Source organism: Pseudidiomarina gelatinasegens, assembly GCF_004025325.1.
Classification (GTDB): domain Bacteria; phylum Pseudomonadota; class Gammaproteobacteria; order Enterobacterales; family Alteromonadaceae; genus Pseudidiomarina; species Pseudidiomarina gelatinasegens.
In genome coordinates, this window is sequence record NZ_RSFE01000008.1 from 1 (window position 1) to 19,301 (window position 19,301).

Below are 19,301 nucleotides of genomic sequence, written 5' to 3' on the forward strand. Positions count from 1 at the left end.
GATCCATTCCGAACTCAGTAGTGAAACGCTTCAGCGCCGATGGTAGTGTGGGGCTTCCCCATGTGAGAGTAGGACACCGCCAGGCTTTAAATACGACGAGACCCCGAGCTAATGCTCGGGGTTTTTTTATGTCTGAAAAACAAAAGCGTTATTGGTTATTCGTTATTGGTTACTCGAAAAAAGAAAAGACCACTTCGAATAACGATTAACGAATAACGATTAACGAATTTTTCGTGATTCCCACCACTTTACGCATTAGTACAAACTTTCTTATTTAATAATAGCGAATAAAAACAGTAACCTACAAAATAGGCACGATCATTGCATTAACTATATCAAGTATAATTTTATGACGAGGTTAGTGTATGAAAAGCGATCGCAATTGGTTATGGATACTCATCGGTGTCGTGGCCTTTTTATTGTTTGCCGATGAAATATTCGCAGTACTTGGTGCTGTGCTTGGACTGATCTTTAGTGTTGGTTTTACCGGATTGGTCATTGTTGCAATGGCCGCTGTTGCCTTCGCTGTTGCCATTTTCGTCGGTTGCAGTGTAGGGTTCGCGATAGCTGTGGCCATGTTAACGTTAGCATTCGTTCTCTTTAGTTGGTTGTGGCCTTATTTATTAGTTGGACTGGTGATCTATTTACTACTGCGTAAACGTCCTAAACCTGTGTAAAATAATATCTTCATTTATTGAGGAGACGATTATGTATTGGGTCAAAACGTCTACGTTAATTTTGGCTTTTATACCATTGCTTGCAACTGCAGCTGAGGTCGAAATCTCAAATGCTTGGTTAAAAGAGTCAATTCCTGGTTCAGAGAACGGCGCAGGTTACTTTACGATAAGTAATACAGGTACTAAAGCGATCACCGTCGTAGGTGCCAACACGGGCGCCTCGCGCGCAGTTGAAGTGCACCAGCATGTCTTGCGGGACGGTATGATGCGGATGCGACGTGTACCGGAGTTGAATATTGAAGCCGGGCAAACCATCGTGTTTCAGCCAGGTGGATACCACCTTATGCTGTTTGGTGTAAAAAATGCGTTTAAGCCGGGTGATCAAGTTGAATTTGAACTTCATTTCAGTGATGGTGATAGTGTAAGCTTCGACGCCGAAGTAAAAACAATACGTTAGTAAGGACATCCGGAAATGAAAAAGATCGCCATTGCATTGATTGCACCAACGCTAATGCTAACTGGAGCTGCACAAGCAGATACTTTGTTAGGTATTTATGCTGGTGGGCAAGTTTGGGACACCGAAAATACGGGTAACTTTGGCTCTGGTTCAGGTAACCAGTCGTTTGCATTCGCTGACGAAAAGCAAAACAGCTTTTATGTCGCACTTGAGCACCCAATTCCACTGGTGCCTAACATCAAGATTCGTGAAAATGAGCTCGTTACACAAGGCTCGGTTCTGCTGTCACAAGACTTTACCTACAATGGCGAAGGCTATACAGCAGGTACTACGCTCGGTAGCACCATTGATTTAAGCCATACCGATATTACGTTGTACTATGAGTTGTTCGACAACGATTTGCTGTCGTTTGACTTCGGTATCACCGGTAAAAAAGTCGATGGGTTATTGGCCGTGCGTGACGCACAAAGCGAGAACCGCTTAGAAAGTGATGGGTGGATACCAACAGGTTATGCGCAACTTCGGGTGGGTATTCCGACTACTCCGTTAACTGTGTACGGCATTGCGAACGCAGTCAGCATTGATGACAGCAGCATCCGTGATGTGGAAGCCGGTATTGAGTATCGTCTTGTAGAAAATTTAGCGATCGATCTGAATCTGCAACTGGGCTACCGAGATGTAACCATAGAGCTGGATGATTTGGATAGCATTGATTCAGATTTACAGTTCAAAGGGCCTTATTTAGGCTTAGAAATCCATTTCTAAGCGCAATAATAGCTTTAATAATATGGCGTAACCGTGGCGGCTGTCAGACGATAGCCGACCACGGCAACATCGCCTTCAACCCGCTCAACGTGAATGGTACCTTCAACCCATACAGCGTCAAACGTATCTTCATATTTCACACCTTCAGCAAAATCTACTAATACAATTTGATTCGGCGGTGGCGGTGGCACGTGCACGCACGCACCGAAATAGGGTACTAATAAAAATTGCGTGACCTTATCGGCGTCGCCTTCGAGTTGCACCACATACCCAGGTATTTTAATTTTCTTCCCGTCTAAAGACTCAACCATGGGTGCATCAAGTTCTGGCTGGTTAGCTAACTCAGGATTCGCATCATAGAACGCCTGACTGCGCACAGGTGGTGGCTTGTATCCTTCAGGCACCAGTTCTTTCCAATGAGTGGTCACGTAGTCTTCAGCATGAACAGGCGTAAAGAGGCTAATAGATACTACTAGCAATGCGGTTAAAAACTTCATCATAAGCGTATTGTTAATCCATCGGCTAATGCGTTGCGATAGGCTCGCCACGCAGGAATGAAACTCAAGAGTATTGCGGCTACAAGTATGGCGCCCACGAGACTCCATTCAGTGATCGTTAGTGGTGTTGCACGTAATAACAAACCGGTATGCAGCAGTAGCCAATCGGCTCCAAAGTGCAGCACCGCAAATAACATGAGAACACCTATGCTAACGCCTGCTAAGGCAAGCATAAAGGCTTCACTGACCAACAGGCCAAATATGGTAAAAGGTCCGGCGCCAATAGAGCGTAAGACCGCCATTTCCCGTCGGCGTTCCCGCAAGCTGGCAAGTAAGGCTGTTAACATCCCCAACAGACCTGTAGCAACAACTAAAATTGAAACGGTAAACAAGGCTTTCTCGAATAGGCTCAAGGTGCGCCATAAGTCGGTTAAGGCTAAGCCTGGCATAATTGCGCTAAGTGGTTCTTCGCGGTAGGTATTTATCTGTCGTTGCATGCGTAAGGCCAGCGCACGGTTATCGAGACCAAGCAGAACTGCACTAAGCGTATATACCGGCTGTTGCTCGGTGTCCGCGTGTTCGTGTTCGTGGTCATGTGAATCATCATTATCGTCTTGTATGAGTTCACCATGCACAAGTCCCAAGCCGGCCAGCGGAATATAAATAGCTTGATCTACAGGTGTTCCAGTTCTTTGCAGAATACCAGTTACTTGAAACGGATGTGCATCATGGTCTGAAAAGCTTATACCGCCACTGCCGTGCGCAATGGTGAATTCATCACCAACGTTCAGCTGCATCCGCTGAGCAACCTCTGCACCCAATACGGCGTGTTCGTCGGCATTAAATACACGGCCGGCAGCAAATTCCAGAGCAGCCTCTGAGGCATACTTGAAGTGCTTGAAAAAGTCCTCGTTGGTGCCTACCACGGGGTAACCAGAGAAGCTATCGCCCAGCGCCATAGGAATGTTCCAGGCAACGCCAGGTAGCTCCTTAATATGCGTATAGCTTTGCCACGTCATACTATTATTCAAGGCACCGATATGGAAAACACTGCTCAATAAAAGTTGTGTTGACCCTGTGCGTGCGCCAACAATCAGGTCAGTACCTGATATTGTGTTAGCAAAGTTGTCTTGAGTTTGGGTGCGCACTCGTTCTACACCGATTAATAGCAAAGCACTGACTGCAATAGCTAAAATCGTGAGCCAAGCACTTGATTTGCGGTTGGCTAAACTGGCGAACGCAAGGCGAATCATGACCAACCACCACTGCCTGTATTAATATCGGCAAGTTCAATAGCACGATCAAAATGGGGCGCTAAGCTGGCATCGTGCGTTACAAATAATAGTGTTGTGTTGTTTGCGCGACAGGCTTCAAATAATATCTGGATGAAGTTGTCTCTATGGTCCGCATCGAGGGCTGACGTTGGCTCATCAGCGATGATCAATGCTGGGCTGCCAAACAAAGCGCGCGCAGCCGCAACACGTTGTTGCTGCCCCACACTTAACTGATGCGCAGGTCGTTCAGTGTCGCTTTCAGTGAGGCCAAGCTGGAGCAGAAGATTTTGCGCTTGCTGTTTATGTGATGACTGCTGAGCATTTAAGCGCTGACGTCGTGCTGGTGAAAACTGCTGCGCAAGCAGCACATTCTGGTAGGCGCTAAGATAAGGTAACAAGTTAAACTGCTGAAATATATAGCCAATTTCATTGGCTCGAAGCTTATCGCGTTGGCGCTGTGACATGTCGCCAAGATCGTGGTCAAGTACGAACACTTGCTGTGCTTTAGCTTTATGAATGCCAGCAATAAGACTAAGCAGTGTCGATTTTCCCGAGCCACTGGCACCCCGCAGTAAAACGCGCTCACCGCGGGAAATCTGTAGTTCGGGAATACGCAACAGAGGTTGCGTGGCACCTGGCCACTGAAACTCAAGCTGTTTGAGTTCAATACAGGTGCCAGGCATCAGTTTTATTTCTGCTTCGCGCGTTCAAATGAAGAGACGAGCTCGGCTTTGGCAGCATCAATGTCGCCCCAGCCTTCAACCTTAACCCACTTACCTTTTTCAAGTTCTTTATAGCGCTCAAAAAAGTGTGTGATTTGCGCCTTGAGTAGCTCCGGTAAGTCATTCACGTTTTGAATATGATCATATTCTTTGGTTAGCTTGCTTACTGGCACAGCGATAACTTTAGCATCTTCGCCTGATTCGTCAGTCATCTTAAGCACGCCAACTGGGCGGCATTTGATGACAGAACCCGCTTGCAGTGGGTACGGTGTTGGTACCAACACATCAACTGGGTCGCCATCAAGTGATAACGTTTCGTTTACGAAGCCGTAGTTACATGGATAAAACATAGGGGTAGACATGAAACGGTCAACCCATAAGGTACCGGTGTCTTTATCCACTTCGTATTTAATTGGATCTGCGTTGGCAGGTATCTCAATGATTACGTTGACTTCTTCTGGCAAGTTTTTACCTGCGCTAACGTGACTTAAGCTCATGTGTATTCCTGTATGACAAAATATAAAAGAGATTTTCGTATTATACGGGCTTGCTATCCGATTGCGAACCCTTGAGATAGCCTAAACATGTTTCAACTTCATGTTTAGCGCCAAGAATTATGCCGACTCGCTGATGAATATCAGTTGGCTGAATATCCAAAATACGTTCTTCGCCACTATGCGCAGCACCACCAGCTTGCTCAATTAACCAAGCCATCGGATTGCCTTCGTACATCAAACGCAGTTTGTAGGGTTTGTTCTCTGAGCGGGCATCCCATGGGTATGCAAATAATCCGCCGCGGCACAGAATACGGTGAACATCGGCGACCATTGCGGCAACCCAGCGCATATTAAAGTTTTTAGTGCGTGGGCCGCTGGTGCCAGCCAGTAAGTCATCAACGTAAAGTTGCATACCTTCTTGCCAATGGCGGAAGTTCGACATGTTGATGGCAAACTCTGACGTTTCCGGTTCAATGGTGATGTCTTTCTTCGTGAGTAAGAATTCACCAACGGTTTGGTCCAGCGTGAACATGCGCAGCCCTTTACCGGTGGTAAAGGCCATCATAATGGAAGGACCATACAAAATATAACCCGCCGCGACTTGGTTGCGGCCTGGCTGTAAAAACATATCGACATCACCAGAATTATTTTCTGGTACGGGCAGAATCGAAAATATGGTACCAACCATGCTATTGATATCGATATTTGAACTGCCATCGAGTGGGTCGAATGCAACGAGGTATTTGCCGTTGTCGTTACCAAGCACAATACCTTCTTCTTCTTCGGACGCAACCGCTCTCACGTGCTGGCATTCCAGCAAGATTTCTTTGAGTAGCTGATTCGACAAAATATCTAATTTCTTTTGCGTTTCGCCCTGAATATTCTCAGAAAGTGTTGATCCCAAAACGCCGGCAAGTTCGCCTTGGCCAACGCGAAATGAAATCTCTTTAGCGCATATTTGCAATGTGTTGATGACGGAAATTAGAGCTTCGTCGACCTGGTCGTTACGTAAGGTCGGAATTAGGCGTTGCATGGAACCCTCGTGAAGTTGCTGGTTGTTCGAAAACCTTGTTTTAAACGCGGCTAAGTTTACCGCAAATTTAAGCAAATTGCCTGCCCAGATTGTCGCTGTGCCAAAAGCCCGTGATACACTATCGAAAACCCTGATTCGTCGAGTAAAATCATGCACATTCACATTTTGGGCATTTGCGGCACCTTTATGGGCGGTATTGCAGCGCTCGCAAAAGAGCTGGGGCACCACGTAACTGGCAGCGATGCGCAGGTATACCCACCAATGAGTGATCAATTACGCCAGTTGGGAATTGAGCTTGTTGAGGGGTATCAGCCGGAACAGCTTAACCCTCGGCCTGATCTCGTTATCATTGGCAATGCGCTAAGTCGCGGAAACCCCGCGGTTGAGGCTGTACTCAACCAGCGCATCCCCTATATATCAGGGCCGCAATGGTTGCATGATGCATTATTGCAGCATAAATGGGTCCTTGCGGTAGCGGGCACGCACGGGAAAACAACAACCTCGAGTATGTTGGCATGGCTGCTTGAATTTGCAGGCCTCAAACCTGGTTTTTTAGTGGGCGGTGTATTGGCTAATTTTCAACAGTCGGCACGCTTAGGCGAGAGCGATTTTTTTGTCATTGAAGCCGATGAATATGACACAGCTTTCTTCGATAAACGTTCCAAGTTTGTTCACTATTGTCCGAGCACGTTAGTCCTCAATAACCTTGAGTTTGACCACGCCGATATCTTCACTGATTTAGCGGCGATTCAGCGCCAGTTTCATCACCTGGTGCGCGTGGTTCCGTCGTATGGCCGTATTTTCTTTCCGAGCCATGAGCACAATTTAGCGCAAGTGCTTGAACAAGGCTGCTGGAGTGAGCAGGTTCAAGTTGGAGAAGGCCAGGAATGGTTTGCAAAGCTGCAGCAAGCCGATGGCAGTGTGTTTGATGTTTACCATCATGGCGAGCTGGCAGGAACAGTCGAGTGGTCTTTAATTGGCAATCACAACGTATACAACGCTCTGATGGCTATTGCAGCTGCGCATCATGTGGGTGTGCCAGTCGACGTCAGCTGCGAGGCTTTCACGCACTACCAAAATACGAAGCGCCGACTTGAATTACTGGGGCACGTAGCAGGTATATCTGTATACGATGACTTTGCACATCACCCAACGGCTATTGCCACCACCTTGCAGGGCATGCGCGCAAAGGTTGGCAATGCACGTATCATTGCGGTGTTGGAGCCGCGTTCGAATACCATGAAGTTGGGCACCATGGCTGACGCATTGGCTGATGCACTGAGCGCAGCGGATGAGGTTTTCATGCTGCAACCAGAAACGGTACAATGGTTGGTTTCCGATAAGGTGCCGCGGGCGCATGTCGGCGATACCACCGATGACTTATTGTCACAGTTACAACAGCATACACAAGCAGGTGACCACGTCGTCATTATGAGTAATGGTGGTTTTGGTAACATCCATCATCGTTTTCTCGAAATATTGCAGCAACGCGGGTCTTAATTATTTCAGCTTGCGTAATCAAGGAGCAAGGCATGGCGCAATCTAGCGTGACTTTAGCAATAACCGGCGCATCCGGCGCACCTTATGCGGTCCGTTTGTTAGAATGTTTGCTCGCGCAAAATCAGCAAGTGCATTTGCTAATGTCCAGTGCTGCGCGTGTGGTTTTCGCCACTGAAATTGATTGGCAACTGCCGGCAGCGCCAAAAGCAATGGCAAAAGCCATGCAAGAACGTTTTGGTGTGAGTGCCGAGCAATTGCACGTATATGGTAAAGAAGAGTGGTTTTCGCCCGTGGCATCAGGCTCCGCAGCGCCGACGAAAATGGTGGTTTGCCCATGTTCCACGGGAACCCTGTCAGCGATTGCTCACGGCGCAAGTGATAACTTAATTGAGCGCGCTGCAGATGTGGTTATGAAAGAACGTGGGCAGTTAATTTTGCTGCCGCGGGAAATGCCACTGTCAGCGATTCATCTGGAAAATATGTACAAACTTGCCCAGCTGGGCGTGACAATTATGCCCGCCGCGCCCGGGTTTTATCATCAGCCCAAAAGTATTAATGACTTAGTCGACTTTGTGGTGGCCCGAATACTTGACCATCTGGGACTAGAGCAAACACTTCAACCACGCTGGGGTTATGGCGAGGAGAACAAATAACACATGAAAGCATTGTCTATTCGTGGATTAAAGAAAACATACAAAGGCGGTCATGTTGCCTTAAAAGGTATTGATTTAGACGTTGAAGAAGGCGACTTCTTCGCGCTACTTGGGCCAAACGGCGCGGGTAAATCAACCACCATAGGTATTATTTCGTCGTTGGTGAACAAAACCGAAGGCAAAGTCAGCGTGTTTGGTTACGACCTCGACACCCAATTGGTTGATTTGAAGCGACAGATTGGCTTAGTGCCGCAAGAGTTTAATTTTAATCAGTTTGAAACCGTTCAACAAATTGTGATTAATCAAGCTGGTTACTACGGCGTGCCGCGCGAAGTTGCCAAAGAACGGTCAGAAAAATACTTAAAGCAATTAAGTTTGTGGGATAAACGTAATAACCCAGCGCGGATGCTTTCGGGCGGTATGAAGCGTCGCTTAATGATTGCGCGCGCGTTGTTACATGAGCCGAAACTATTGATTTTGGATGAGCCAACGGCAGGCGTTGACATTGAGTTACGTCGCAGCATGTGGGATTACCTTGAAGACATTAACAAGCAAGGAATTACCATTATTTTGACGACACACTATTTAGAAGAAGCTGAGTCGTTGTGCCGAAATATCGCCATTATCGATCAAGGTACCATTATCGAAAACACGTCCATTAAGCGTCTACTCACCACGTTGAACATGGAAACTTTCGTGCTTGATTTGTCAGTCGAAAATGACGCTCCGGTCGCTGAAACGATGACGCTGGAAGGCTTTAAGTGGCGAGCAATGGACGGCCATACCATAGAAGTGGATGTTGAAAAAAGCCAAGGTTTGAATCGGGTTTTTGAACAACTTAGCGCGCAACAAATAACGGTGTTATCAATGCGGAATAAAGCGAATCGTTTAGAAGAACTTTTTGTCAATCTGGTTGAGAAAGGCCGTAAACCAGCTGCGGCGGGGGCTTAATATGCAGTCATCAATAAGCTTTATTGCACTACAAACAATTTGGATAAAAGAGTGCACGCGTTTTTTGCGCATTTGGGTGCAAACGCTTGTGCCACCAGCTATTACTATGACTCTATACTTTGTCATCTTCGGTAGCATAGTTGGTGAGCGTATCGGTGATATGGGCGGTCGGCCCTATATGGAATTCATTGTTCCTGGCTTGATCATGATGTCGGTTATTACCAATTCCTATTCCAACGTAGCGTCTTCGTTTTTTAGCGCCAAGTTCCAGCGTAACATCGAAGAAATGCTGGTAGCGCCAGTGTCGCCAGCGGTTATTATTGGTGGTTATGTTGGTGGTGGTCTCGCGCGCGCTCTCATTGTTGCGGTTATCGTGACTTGCGTGTCGTTCTTGTTCGTGCAAAATGTCGCGATTCACAACTTTGCGATTTTGGTTGCGACAGTCATTCTCACCTCAACGTTGTTCTCGTTGGGCGGCTTGATCAACGCGATTCACGCCAAAACTTTTGACGACATATCTATCGTACCAACCTTTGTGTTAACGCCACTGACTTACTTGGGTGGTGTGTTTTTCAGTATTCAGTTGCTGCCAGGAATTTGGCAGCACATTGCGCAGGCTAATCCGGTGTTATACATGGTTAACGCATTCCGTTACGGTTTCTTGGGTGTGTCTGATGTGAACATTGCGGTGGCACTTGCGGTGATTATTGGGTTTAACCTGGTGTTGTTTATCACTGCATATACATTATTGAATCGTGGTGTGGGTATTCGTTCGTGAATCATGAATCAAAATCTGTAACTACGAATCAGCACGGCAACCATGATGATCTTGTATCGGTTGTGATGCGCCATTTACGTTCACCGTTTCGCAAGCCAATTCAAGCGCATAATCGTGAAGCCTTTGAGCAAGTACAAAAACTGGTTGCCGATTGGCAAGGGCCAGTAATCTTAGACTCATGTTGTGGCGTTGGCGAAAGCACCGCGTGGATAGCTGAACAAAATCCATCGGCGCTCGTTATTGGCGTAGATAAGTCAGCACACCGACTCGGGCGGCATGCGCACTATCAAAATGCAGCAGCGGGACAGCGCTATATTTTGGTGCGTGCTGACCTTCATGATTTTTGGCGTCTTGCAGTGGAGGCGCACTGGCAATTGCATGAGCATTATATTTTATACCCAAACCCTTGGCCGAAAGCTGCGCACCTCGGGCGACGTTGGCACGGCAGCCCCGTGTGGCCTTATGTGTTAGGCTTGGGTGGTCAGTTGGTCATGCGGTCGAATTGGGTGACATACCTGACCGAAGTTGCTAGTAGTTTGGCTCTGGTGAATTGCAGCGCTAACATTGCGCCATTGCTGGCGCGTCACGAAGCCATCACGCCGTTCGAACGAAAATACCAGCGCAGTGCACAGCAATTATGGGAATTGCGCGCGGAGCTGCCCGAAGATGGTCGATATTTTTCGGCAATCGAGGCAGAATAAACAAATTCGCCGTTCAACCCTAATAAGGAATCCTGCTTGAGCGACAAAATATTTGCGGAAGTCAGTCAAGAAGCGCTATTGAAGATATTTACTATCCCAGAAGCGCCTGACTCGACGCTTGGAAAAATCGAAAAGCATTTGTCAGAAAACCTTATGGGTTTTCTTGGCGAGCATATTGTTGCACGCGAAAAACCGCTGCATGAAATTGAGCAAAATTTCAGTGTTAGCGAAATTCCTGAAGACCCGCAGTATGTTTCTGATCATACCGAATTTTTGCTCAATAACCTGGTTGCGCATTCGGTTCATACATCCTCACCACGCTTCATTGGTCACATGACTTCGGCACTGCCGTACTTTCTATTGCCGTTAGCGAAATTGATGGTGGGTTTGAATCAGAACCTGGTAAAAATAGAAACATCCAAGGCGTTTACGCCACTCGAGCGTAATGTTTTAGGAATGCTGCATCATTTAGTTTACCAACAAGACGCAGGGTTTTATCGGCGTTGGATGCACAGTGCGCAGCATTCGCTCGGGGCTATGTGTTCTGGTGGTACTATCGCCAATATCACTGCGCTGTGGGTAGCGCGTAATTTAGCTTTGAAGCCAGAAGGTAACTTTGCCGGTATCGCCGCAGAAGGTTTAGCAGCAGGTTTGGCACACTATAACTACCAACGTTTAACCATCATGGTTTCTGAGCGCGGCCACTATTCACTCAGCAAAGCAGCTGATGTGCTGGGTATTGGTCGGCGTAACTTAGTTGCTATTCCAACCGACGATAACAACCGCATTCGCATCGATAAATTGCGTGAAGTGTGCAGTCAAGTGACTGCCGACGGCGGTAAGGTTCTCGCAATTGTGGGCGTGGCCGGTACCACGGAAACTGGACATATCGACCCACTTAACGAACTTGCCGATGTGGCGGAAGAAGTGGGCGCACACTTTCATGTTGACGCAGCATGGGGCGGCGCTACCTTATTATCAAATCGGTATCGCAGCCTGTTAGACGGGATTGAACGTGCAGATAGCGTCACCATTGATGCGCACAAACAGATGTATGTGCCTATGGGGGCAGGTATGGTGCTGTTTCGTGATCCAAGCATGGTTCGCGCCATTGAGCATCACGCGGAATATGTTATCCGTCATGGCTCAAAGGATTTAGGCGCGCATACCATGGAAGGCTCACGCCCAGGTATGGCGATGATGGTGTATTCAGCCATGCATGTTATGGGGCGCCGAGGCTATGAACTGTTAATCGATCAAAGTATCGATAACGCGCATAAGTTTGCCGACTTAATTGCAAAGCAAGATGACTTTGAACTGATTACTGAACCGCAATTGTGTTTACTAACCTATCGCTTTGTTCCTGCGAAAGTGAAGCCTTTGTTGAAGCAAGCTAATGCAGAGCAGATTCGTCGCATTATGCCGCACCTCAATGCGTTGACGCGATTTATTCAAAAACGGCAGCGTGAAACCGGAAGATCATTTGTCTCGCGGACAAAACTAACCCCAGCACAGTACCATCGAGAGCCTACTGTCGTTTTTCGTGTGGTGTTAGCGAATCCATTGACTACGCTAGAAATGCTCGAGGAAGTGCTGCAGGAGCAGCGTGAGATTGCTGCGCAGGCAATGAGCTTGCGTGGAGCTTTGTATACAGAACTTAGAGAATTAGGGTTAGTGCGCGACTTAAATGGCAATTAACGGTTGAACTGTAAATTGTCGATCAACCGGGTTTTGCCTAAAAATGCGGCGACCAGAATAACCAGTTCGTTGTCTTGCGCAGTGGCATTAGCGAGGTCACTGCGCCGGCGCAATTCTAAATAATCAAGCTTCAGCCCTGCCGCTTCAATATTATTTTTGGCTTTACTTAGTGCCATGCTGTCAGCCGAGCCCGATTTTACTGCCTGCGAAAGCTGCTGCAGTGCCTGATAAATAACTGGAGCCACCTGCCGCTGCTGCGCACTCAGGTAGCCATTTCGTGAACTTAAAGCTAGGCCATCGGGTGCACGCTCCGTTGCCATGCCAATAACTTCAACCGGCAAGCTAAGATCGCACGTCATCAGTCGAATTACTTGCAACTGCTGATAATCCTTTTCGCCAAAAATAGCGCAGTCGGGTTGAACCATGTTAAACAGCTTTGCGACGATTGTAGCTACGCCACGGAAGTGGCCTGGTCGGCTGGCGCCACACAGGATGTCTGACACTCCCGGTACTTCGATAAAGGTTTGCTGTTGCAGCCCACGCGGGTAAACGTCAGCAACTGTGGGTGCAAATACAGCTGCTGTTCCGCGCTCAGCTAAGGCTAAACAGTCCGCTTCAAATGTACGCGGGTAGCTATCTAAGTCCTCATTCGCTCCGAACTGCATAGGGTTAACAAAAATACTGACCACCACATGTTGTGCATGCTGCTTAGCAACATCAACGAGCTTAAGGTGGCCTTCATGCAAATTACCCATGGTTGGAACTAAGGCAACGGTACCCTTAACTTGGTTGCGCCAGGCACGCAATTCTTCCAGACTTTTTAATTGCTGCATGGGCGACTACTCGAACGAATGCTCAGGCCCGGGGAACGAGCCTTCTTTTACTTGATCAATGTAGAGTTTGACGGCGCTTTCAAGATCGCCTGCTTCGGCCAGAAAGTTCTTCACAAACTTGGGTAGATAGTCGCTGTTAAGGCCGAACATGTCATGCATAACCAAAATCTGACCGTCAGTTTGTCCGCCAGCACCAATACCAATTACAGGAATGCTTAGCTTTTCGCTGATCAGCTTACCAAGCTCAGTTGGAACACATTCCAGCACTAACATTTGTGCTCCAGCTTGCTCCAATGCCATGGCTTGGCGCACTGTATTTTCAGCTGCACTTTGTTCGCGCCCTTGTACTTTATAACCGCCAAGAACATGAACCGACTGGGGCAACAATCCCAAATGTGCACACACTGGAACACTGCGTTCAACTAAACAGCGGATGGTTTCAAGTAACCAGTCACCGCCCTCAAGTTTCACCATGTTTGCGCCAGCACGCATTAATTTGGCCGCTTCAAGGCACGCGTCATGTGGCGTTGCGTAAGACATAAAGGGCATGTCAGCCATCACAAAGGCGTCGGGAGCACCGCGGCGCACGGCCTCGGTATGATAAGCAATGTGCTCAACCGTAACCGGTAAAGTCGTTGCTTGGCCTTGGACAACGTTACCAAGAGAGTCACCAACCAGCATAAAGTCCACGCCTGCCTGTGCGAATAGTTTCGCGAACGAAGCATCATAGGCTGTCACTGAGACGATTTTATCGCCCGCGGCCTTCATTTTGGTTAATTTAGAAATAGTCATGCCCGCCATGGCGAACTCCTTGTGGCAATCAGATAGCTCTGGATTGTATCAGGTAATTTTTTGCAGGTCATGATGTGCCATTGTGGCCTGTACAGACAACAGACTGCGACCATCCGGCAAAACAAGCTCAGAATTAAGTTCGGCTAGCGGAACCACAACGAAATCACGCTGGGTGAGGCCCGGGTGCGGTATTGTCAGACGCGGTAGACTAATGGTTTCATTGCCGTACAACAGCAGATCAAGATCAAGTGTACGTGGCCCCCAGCGAAGACTTCTTTGGCGACCGAACTGGTGTTCGATAGCCTGAAGTAAATCGAGTACAGCTAAGGGGGCTAAGTCAGTTTCAGCGCACACCACAGCATTTACATAATCCGGTTGTTCAGCAGGGCCCATGGGTTTACTGGCATATAATGAGCTGGCACGAAGTCGCGCAAATTGACTCAAGCCACTAAGCTCAAAAATAGCCTCTTTGAGCGTTTGTTCGGGGTTACCTAGGTTGGCGCCAAGACCAATATAGACCGTTGCCATTAATCAGCCTGTTTAGGCGGCTTGGTGCGGCGTCTACGGCCACCGCGCCGACCCCGTCGTTTGGCGGCCGGTTTTCCATCTGGGCTATGCACAGGAGCTGGGGTAACGTCGCTATTTTCTTGCAGCTTGGTCCAGAAGTGTGCACGTTGCTCCAATACCTTTTGTTCAATTGGTGCAGCGGTTTTCGCTCTGAGCAACAAAAAGTCATAAGCAGCCCGAAACTTAGGGTGCGACAACAGGCTATGCACGCGTTTACCTTTGGCGCGTTCCATACGCTGCTGCAATTGCCAGATTTCACGCGCCGGCAAACTGAAACGCTTCGGGATGGCAATAGTTTGTACTTGGCGGCCAATCACATCGGCGGCAGCAATATTAAGTGCATCCACCGGCGGTAAACCGCTCTCTACGCTTAACTGTTCCATGCGAGCCTGGAGTGGCCACCATAGTAACGCAGCAAAAAGATATGCCGGGGTAATGTGCTGGTCGTTACGAATGCGGGTGTCAGTATCCAAAAACGTTTGTCGAATCAACTGGTACGGCGCCTCGTTTGGCGCTTTTAGGTAATTCTTTAACAACGGGAACAGTTGCTGAAATAAATGATACTCAACCATCATTTCAAAGTTCGCTAACGCCTTGCCGGCAGTGAATAACTTCAGCACTTCTTCGAATAGTCGCGCGGCCGGAATGTTTTGCAGCAGCGGTGCGTGTTCAATAATGGGGGTTGCCACACTGCTATCAAGTCGCATGTTCAGTTTGGTGGCAAAACGCACCGCGCGAAGCATCCGCACAGGGTCTTCGCGATAACGCGTTGCTGGGTCGCCAATCATACGTAGCAAACCCGCTTCAATATCTTTCACGCCGTCGGCAAAGTCGATAATGCTGAAGTCAGCGATATTGTAGTAAAGCGCGTTGGCCGTGAAGTCGCGACGCTGTGCGTCTTCTTCAATACTTCCGTACACGTTATCACGCACTAACATGCCTTCAGCGTCTTGCTTACCTACTTTATCGGTGGATTCATCGTCGCTGGTGTCGTGATGCCCACGGAAAGTTGCCACTTCAATAATTTCCCGGCCAAACACAACATGCGCTAATCGGAATCGGCGACCTACAAGGCGACAGTTGCGAAATAGCTTCCGCACCTGCTCCGGAGTCGCATTGGTCGATACATCAAAGTCTTTCGGGTGCAGCCCCAATAAGAGATCACGCACGCAACCACCAACAAGGTAGGCTTGATAACCTGAGTTATGGAGTCGATAAAGAACCTTCAGTGCTGCTTCTGAAATGTCTTTACGCGATATAGGGTGTTGATCACGTGAAATAATTCGTGGTTTGGCAAGAATATTCTGCGGTAAATTCGACGTGTCCGCAGTGCGCTTTAGTGCGCGTTCGGCCAAGGCTTTGATGCGTTTAATAATAAGGGGTTCTCCGGCTAATTTCGCAAACGGTTATATTGTATCCTGCTAGGCCCTTTCAGGGAAGTATATCGCTCGCCATTGCGTCACCGCTGAAGCGACCAAATCAGCTGGCGCTAAGTTTGCATCTGGCCGTAACCCGAGAAATTGCATGGCTGCACACAGTTGTGCGGTCACATAATCTTTATCGAGCGCTGGGGCGTGGTTTTGTTTACTCAGTTTGTTGCCATGCTCGTCAAGAGCGAGAGGCACATGCTTAAACTTTGGGGTTCTGTCAGTAAAGTAACGCCAGAGATTGAGTTGCCAGCTACTGGCGGTAAGTAAATCTTCGCCGCGAACAATATCAGTAATGCCTTGTTCGATGTCATCAATCACGACCGCGAGTTGGTAGGTAAACAGGCCATCGCGGCGAAATAGAACAAAGTCTTCAGCCGCAAACTCGCGCTCAATGTCAATATGACCGAGTAATCCGTCTTCAAAGGAACGTATTGGGTGATCATTTCTAAACCGCACGGCGGTGTTTTTTGCACGCAAATTTTTATCGCGGCATACCCCGGTGTAAAACGGGCCAAGCGCTTTAATTTGTTTGCGCGAACATTCGCAGTGGTAAGTTAATTGCTGGTCAGTGAGGCGCTGTAAGGCGGCTTGATAAACGTTGGTGCGTCTACTTTGGTACCAAACGTCACCGTCCCAATGCAGTTCATGCTGTTTAAGTTGTTCAAGAATGACTTTATCAGCACCAGACACTGCGCGAGGCTCGTCAATATCTTCAATGCGAACTAACCAGCGACCACCAAGGGCGCGGGCATCTAAGTAGCTTGCAAGTGCTGCAAGTAGAGAGCCAAAATGAAGTGGCCCCGACGGAGTCGGGGCAAAACGACCACAATAATCAGCGGTGGCTACCATGTTAGGCGCCAGTCATTTGTTTCTCTTTGATTTCCGCCAGTGTTTTACAATCAACACATAAGTCAGCCGTTGGACGCGCTTCAAGTCGGCGGATGCCAATTTCAATGCCACACTGATCACAGAAACCGAAATCGTCGGCTTCAATTTTTTGCAGTGTTTTCTCAATCTTCTTGATTAGCTTACGTTCCCGATCGCGGGTGCGCAATTCAAGGCTGAACTCTTCTTCTTGAGCTGCGCGATCAACTGGATCTGGAAAGTTTGCTGCTTCGTCTTTCATGTGGTGTACGGTGCGGTCAACTTCTTCACGCAACTGAGCACGCCAAACTTCGAGAATTTTACGAAAATGCGCACGCTGCGCCTCATTCATGTATTCTTCGCTAGGGCCTTGCTCGTAAGGCTCCAAGCCAGCTTGCGCCAGAATGCCATGGGCTTTTTTCGGCGTTCCTTGAGGCATTATGGATCTCCTGTATGAGACGTTGTTATTAAAAAGGTCGGTACATATACCAGAAAGCGATGGGGTGCGCAATTTTATTTGTGAAATAACAGTGCGTGTTGACCCACTCAAATTATTTATTCATCGGAAGCAACCCAGTTGGTGTAATTCCATGCTCTGAAATGTCGCAGCTTAGCGCATAAAACTCAACTCCAAATGCTTCGGCCTGGGCAGCCATTGCCGCATATTTTGCATCTAAATGATGCGCTGCCTGCACATTCTTTATACCTTCATGCATGACAACATAAAGCACAACGGCGCGGTGACCGTCAGATTTCATATCTTGCAGGCTACGCAAATGATCGACCGCACGTTTGCTTACCGTATCAGGGAAAAATCCTTGCGCACCTTCGGCCAGCGTTACGCTTTTAACTTCTATAAATACCGTTTGTCCAACAGCATCTTCGGCACACCAGTCTATGCGGCGGTTATCGTAACCATACTTGCGTTCTGCCACCAAATTAGCAAGATCGCTCAGGGCAGGAACGATGTTACTGTCAAGCGCCTCGCCAGCCAGTTGGTTGGCACGATGGGTATTCACGCAAATCATATCGCCGTTATTGGTTTGCGCTAACTCCCATGTGTAACGGTATTTGCGCTTTGGATTACTTGAGTCGCTCATCCATATTTTCATACCCGACTCAGCACATCCCGTCATGGCTCCTGTATTTGGGCAATGAATGGTGATGACCTCACCGTTAACTAATTGAACATCAGCTAAAAATCGTTTGTAGCGTTTTAATAGCACTGCTTGTCGCAAAGGGTTGAGAAACTTCATTGTAAGCCCCATCTAGCTCGGATACGATAGAGAAATATAAAGCTGAAAACATACTGGGAGCATATTCGCATGTCTAGCACTGTATCTGTATTTGTCTCGACGAAGAAAACCGAGCAATCGGCGTGGAAAGCAAGTACGCCGGCGGTTATGGGTGAGCAAGGCGCGACAATTTTCATTGGTGACAATGAAGCTGATAATCTCCGTAAAATCCAAAAAGCTGGCCGACAACTCGACAATTTAGGCATCAACGCCGTCAAATTAATGGGTGACGACTGGGATATCGAGCGTCAATGGGCGTTTTCGAACGGTTTTACAGATACTTTAACCAAGAACCAAATTGAGTGGGCGAGTGATGCCGAAACCCTTCGGCAGATGCGTGATACGGCTGCTTGGGTGCGTAAATTAATTAACTTACCGCCGAATGAAATCTATCCAGAATCGCTGGCCCAAATGGTCAGCGAGAAGTTAACTGCCGTTGCCCCCGATGCTATAACAGTCCGATCAATTGTCGGGGATGAGTTGATTCAAGACGGGCGCATGGGAATTCACACGGTGGGGCGCGCAAGTGAACGCCCACCATTGATGTTAGTGGTTGACTATAACCCTAGCAAAAATAAAGACGCCGAGGTCGAGGCCGTTCTGATTGGTAAGGGCATTACCTTTGATAGTGGTGGCTACAGCATCAAATCCAGTGAAGGCATGCTGGCCATGAAATGTGATATGGGTGGTGCTGCCACCGTGGCAGGGGCTTTGGTTCATGCTATTCATCAAGGGCTCAATAAACGCGTACAGTTGGTGCTGTGCTGCGCTGAAAACTTGATTGACGGTAGTGCGTATAAACTTGGCGATATCATCACCTATAAAGACCAACAAACCGTTGAAATCGTAAATACTGATGCTGAAGGGCGGTTAGTTCTTGCCGATGGGCTGCTCTATGCGGGTGAAGTAAATGCGAAGCTTATCATCGATGCGGCAACCTTGACGGGCGCTGCTCAAGTGGCAGTTGGTACTGACTACAACGCACTCTTTAGTGTTGATGATAAGCTGGCGCAGGAAACGTTAACAATAGCGGAGCAGCAACGCGAATTGTTGTGGCGTCTGCCGTTGAATCAGTGGCATAAAGATAACTGCCCGTCAGCGTTCGCGGACACCGCAAATAGCCGGCCACAAAAAGGTGGCGGGTCAGGTGGTGCGAGCAATGCAGCTGGATTTTTATTGCGGTTTGCGCCAAATAATGGTGCAGGTTGGCTGCACTTTGACATTGCTGGCGCTTATCACGGCAGTGCCAATGGCTTGTGGCCAACAGGTGCAACAGCCTTAGGTTTCCGTACTATTGCGGCTACCTTGTTGAAGTAA

Annotated in this window: 22 protein-coding genes and 1 rRNA gene; 11 read left to right on the top strand and 12 right to left on the bottom strand. The window is 48.1% G+C overall.

Annotated features, from left to right (window positions below; all coding sequences use genetic code 11):
• The 4 genes from rrf to EGC76_RS09915 form a co-directional block, all read left to right on the top strand.
• Positions 1-85, top strand: a 5S ribosomal RNA gene (gene rrf / locus EGC76_RS12085); the annotation flags it as partial.
• A 280-nt stretch (positions 86-365) separates the two neighbouring features.
• Positions 366-677, top strand: coding sequence for a hypothetical protein (locus tag EGC76_RS09905; protein WP_128352844.1), 312 nt, complete (start codon positions 366-368; stop codon positions 675-677).
• Positions 678-708: 31 nt separating this feature from the next.
• Positions 709-1,134: a copper chaperone PCu(A)C gene (locus tag EGC76_RS09910; protein WP_128352845.1), complete on the top strand. Its 426-nt coding sequence runs from the start codon at positions 709-711 to the stop codon at positions 1,132-1,134.
• Positions 1,135-1,149: 15 nt separating this feature from the next.
• Complete coding sequence (locus tag EGC76_RS09915; RefSeq protein WP_128352846.1) at positions 1,150-1,899, top strand: TIGR04219 family outer membrane beta-barrel protein; 750 nt, start codon at positions 1,150-1,152, stop codon at positions 1,897-1,899.
• 14 nt (positions 1,900-1,913) lie between these two features.
• On the opposite strand, the gene EGC76_RS09920 is transcribed toward EGC76_RS09915, so the two are convergent.
• The 5 genes from EGC76_RS09920 to EGC76_RS09940 are packed head-to-tail and all read right to left on the bottom strand — an operon-like array spanning position 1,914 to position 5,922.
• Positions 1,914-2,399, bottom strand: coding sequence for a DUF3299 domain-containing protein (locus EGC76_RS09920; RefSeq protein ID WP_246013958.1), 486 nt, complete (start codon positions 2,397-2,399; stop codon positions 1,914-1,916).
• Positions 2,396-3,649, bottom strand: a complete 1,254-nt coding sequence (locus EGC76_RS09925) for an ABC transporter permease (protein WP_128352847.1) — start codon at positions 3,647-3,649, stop codon at positions 2,396-2,398. Before EGC76_RS09925 ends, EGC76_RS09920 begins: the two co-directional genes overlap by 4 nt.
• Entirely contained in the window at positions 3,646-4,353 is a 708-nt protein-coding gene (locus EGC76_RS09930; RefSeq protein WP_128352848.1) for an ABC transporter ATP-binding protein, read from the bottom strand. The genes EGC76_RS09925 and EGC76_RS09930 overlap by 4 nt, the downstream gene beginning before the upstream one ends.
• A 5-nt stretch (positions 4,354-4,358) precedes the next feature.
• On the bottom strand, positions 4,359-4,889 hold the full coding sequence (gene ppa / locus EGC76_RS09935; protein ID WP_128352849.1) for an inorganic diphosphatase: 531 nt from the start codon (positions 4,887-4,889) through the stop codon (positions 4,359-4,361).
• 40 nt (positions 4,890-4,929) lie between these two features.
• Positions 4,930-5,922, bottom strand: coding sequence for a class 1 fructose-bisphosphatase (locus EGC76_RS09940; RefSeq protein ID WP_128352850.1), 993 nt, complete (start codon positions 5,920-5,922; stop codon positions 4,930-4,932).
• Positions 5,923-6,072: 150 nt separating this feature from the next.
• On the opposite strand from EGC76_RS09940, the gene mpl reads away from it, so the two are divergent.
• From mpl to panP, 6 genes are read left to right on the top strand one after another with little or no spacing between them, the layout of a single operon-like run.
• Positions 6,073-7,422, top strand: a complete 1,350-nt coding sequence (mpl, locus tag EGC76_RS09945; protein ID WP_128352851.1) for a UDP-N-acetylmuramate:L-alanyl-gamma-D-glutamyl-meso-diaminopimelate ligase — start codon at positions 6,073-6,075, stop codon at positions 7,420-7,422.
• 32 nt (positions 7,423-7,454) lie between these two features.
• Positions 7,455-8,075 carry a flavin prenyltransferase UbiX gene (locus EGC76_RS09950; protein ID WP_128352852.1) on the top strand — a complete coding sequence of 207 codons (621 nt, stop codon included), beginning with the start codon at positions 7,455-7,457 and terminating at the stop codon, positions 8,073-8,075.
• Positions 8,076-8,078: 3 nt separating this feature from the next.
• Complete coding sequence (locus EGC76_RS09955; protein WP_128352853.1) at positions 8,079-9,026, top strand: ABC transporter ATP-binding protein; 948 nt, start codon at positions 8,079-8,081, stop codon at positions 9,024-9,026.
• 1 nt (position 9,027) lies between these two features.
• Entirely contained in the window at positions 9,028-9,804 is a 777-nt protein-coding gene (locus EGC76_RS09960; RefSeq protein WP_128352854.1) for an ABC transporter permease, read from the top strand.
• On the top strand, positions 9,801-10,505 hold the full coding sequence (gene trmB / locus EGC76_RS09965; protein ID WP_246013959.1) for a tRNA (guanine(46)-N(7))-methyltransferase TrmB: 705 nt from the start codon (positions 9,801-9,803) through the stop codon (positions 10,503-10,505). The genes EGC76_RS09960 and trmB overlap by 4 nt, the downstream gene beginning before the upstream one ends.
• 36 nt (positions 10,506-10,541) lie before the next feature.
• On the top strand, positions 10,542-12,203 hold the full coding sequence (gene panP, locus EGC76_RS09970; RefSeq protein WP_128352855.1) for a pyridoxal-dependent aspartate 1-decarboxylase PanP: 1,662 nt from the start codon (positions 10,542-10,544) through the stop codon (positions 12,201-12,203).
• Here panP and panC read toward each other — a convergent pair.
• From panC to sfsA, 7 genes are all read right to left on the bottom strand, one after another.
• Positions 12,200-13,036: a pantoate--beta-alanine ligase gene (gene panC / locus EGC76_RS09975; RefSeq protein ID WP_128352856.1), complete on the bottom strand. Its 837-nt coding sequence runs from the start codon at positions 13,034-13,036 to the stop codon at positions 12,200-12,202. The genes panP and panC overlap by 4 nt on opposite strands.
• 6 nt (positions 13,037-13,042) lie before the next feature.
• Complete coding sequence (gene panB, locus EGC76_RS09980; protein ID WP_128352857.1) at positions 13,043-13,837, bottom strand: 3-methyl-2-oxobutanoate hydroxymethyltransferase; 795 nt, start codon at positions 13,835-13,837, stop codon at positions 13,043-13,045.
• Positions 13,838-13,876: 39 nt separating this feature from the next.
• The gene (folK, locus tag EGC76_RS09985) at positions 13,877-14,356 is read right to left on the bottom strand and encodes a 2-amino-4-hydroxy-6-hydroxymethyldihydropteridine diphosphokinase (protein ID WP_128352858.1); all 480 of its coding nucleotides are present in this window, start codon (positions 14,354-14,356) and stop codon (positions 13,877-13,879) included.
• Positions 14,356-15,750 (bottom strand): polynucleotide adenylyltransferase PcnB, encoded by a 1,395-nt coding sequence (gene pcnB / locus EGC76_RS09990; RefSeq protein ID WP_425466321.1) that lies wholly within the window; start codon positions 15,748-15,750, stop codon positions 14,356-14,358. Before pcnB ends, folK begins: the two co-directional genes overlap by 1 nt.
• Before the next feature lie 66 nt (positions 15,751-15,816).
• Positions 15,817-16,674: a tRNA glutamyl-Q(34) synthetase GluQRS gene (gene gluQRS / locus EGC76_RS09995; RefSeq protein WP_128352859.1), complete on the bottom strand. Its 858-nt coding sequence runs from the start codon at positions 16,672-16,674 to the stop codon at positions 15,817-15,819.
• Between the two features lies 1 nt (position 16,675).
• A complete protein-coding gene (gene dksA / locus EGC76_RS10000) occupies positions 16,676-17,128 on the bottom strand; it encodes an RNA polymerase-binding protein DksA (protein WP_128352860.1) in 453 nt (150 codons plus the stop codon).
• 112 nt (positions 17,129-17,240) lie between these two features.
• Positions 17,241-17,945: a DNA/RNA nuclease SfsA gene (gene sfsA / locus EGC76_RS10005; protein ID WP_128352861.1), complete on the bottom strand. Its 705-nt coding sequence runs from the start codon at positions 17,943-17,945 to the stop codon at positions 17,241-17,243.
• Between the two features lie 69 nt (positions 17,946-18,014).
• On the opposite strand from sfsA, the gene pepB reads away from it, so the two are divergent.
• Complete coding sequence (pepB, locus tag EGC76_RS10010) at positions 18,015-19,301, top strand: aminopeptidase PepB (RefSeq protein WP_128352862.1); 1,287 nt, start codon at positions 18,015-18,017, stop codon at positions 19,299-19,301.

What these genes read in the sequence shown, in the direction of transcription:
- EGC76_RS09905 (WP_128352844.1), top strand. Translation starts at nt 366, where the DNA reads ATGAAAAGCGATCGCAATTGGTTATGGATACTCATCGGTGTCGTGGCC.
- EGC76_RS09910 (WP_128352845.1), top strand. Translation starts at nt 709, where the DNA reads ATGTATTGGGTCAAAACGTCTACGTTAATTTTGGCTTTTATACCATTG.
- EGC76_RS09915 (WP_128352846.1), top strand. Translation starts at nt 1,150, where the DNA reads ATGAAAAAGATCGCCATTGCATTGATTGCACCAACGCTAATGCTAACT.
- EGC76_RS09920 (WP_246013958.1), bottom strand. Translation starts at nt 2,399, where the DNA reads ATGATGAAGTTTTTAACCGCATTGCTAGTAGTATCTATTAGCCTCTTT.
- EGC76_RS09925 (WP_128352847.1), bottom strand. Translation starts at nt 3,649, where the DNA reads ATGATTCGCCTTGCGTTCGCCAGTTTAGCCAACCGCAAATCAAGTGCT.
- EGC76_RS09930 (WP_128352848.1), bottom strand. Translation starts at nt 4,353, where the DNA reads ATGCCTGGCACCTGTATTGAACTCAAACAGCTTGAGTTTCAGTGGCCA.
- ppa (WP_128352849.1), bottom strand. Translation starts at nt 4,889, where the DNA reads ATGAGCTTAAGTCACGTTAGCGCAGGTAAAAACTTGCCAGAAGAAGTC.
- EGC76_RS09940 (WP_128352850.1), bottom strand. Translation starts at nt 5,922, where the DNA reads ATGCAACGCCTAATTCCGACCTTACGTAACGACCAGGTCGACGAAGCT.
- mpl (WP_128352851.1), top strand. Translation starts at nt 6,073, where the DNA reads ATGCACATTCACATTTTGGGCATTTGCGGCACCTTTATGGGCGGTATT.
- EGC76_RS09950 (WP_128352852.1), top strand. Translation starts at nt 7,455, where the DNA reads ATGGCGCAATCTAGCGTGACTTTAGCAATAACCGGCGCATCCGGCGCA.
- EGC76_RS09955 (WP_128352853.1), top strand. Translation starts at nt 8,079, where the DNA reads ATGAAAGCATTGTCTATTCGTGGATTAAAGAAAACATACAAAGGCGGT.
- EGC76_RS09960 (WP_128352854.1), top strand. Translation starts at nt 9,028, where the DNA reads ATGCAGTCATCAATAAGCTTTATTGCACTACAAACAATTTGGATAAAA.
- panC (WP_128352856.1), bottom strand. Translation starts at nt 13,036, where the DNA reads ATGCAGCAATTAAAAAGTCTGGAAGAATTGCGTGCCTGGCGCAACCAA.
- panB (WP_128352857.1), bottom strand. Translation starts at nt 13,837, where the DNA reads ATGGCGGGCATGACTATTTCTAAATTAACCAAAATGAAGGCCGCGGGC.
- folK (WP_128352858.1), bottom strand. Translation starts at nt 14,356, where the DNA reads ATGGCAACGGTCTATATTGGTCTTGGCGCCAACCTAGGTAACCCCGAA.
- gluQRS (WP_128352859.1), bottom strand. Translation starts at nt 16,674, where the DNA reads ATGGTAGCCACCGCTGATTATTGTGGTCGTTTTGCCCCGACTCCGTCG.
- dksA (WP_128352860.1), bottom strand. Translation starts at nt 17,128, where the DNA reads ATGCCTCAAGGAACGCCGAAAAAAGCCCATGGCATTCTGGCGCAAGCT.
- sfsA (WP_128352861.1), bottom strand. Translation starts at nt 17,945, where the DNA reads ATGAAGTTTCTCAACCCTTTGCGACAAGCAGTGCTATTAAAACGCTAC.
- pepB (WP_128352862.1), top strand. Translation starts at nt 18,015, where the DNA reads ATGTCTAGCACTGTATCTGTATTTGTCTCGACGAAGAAAACCGAGCAA.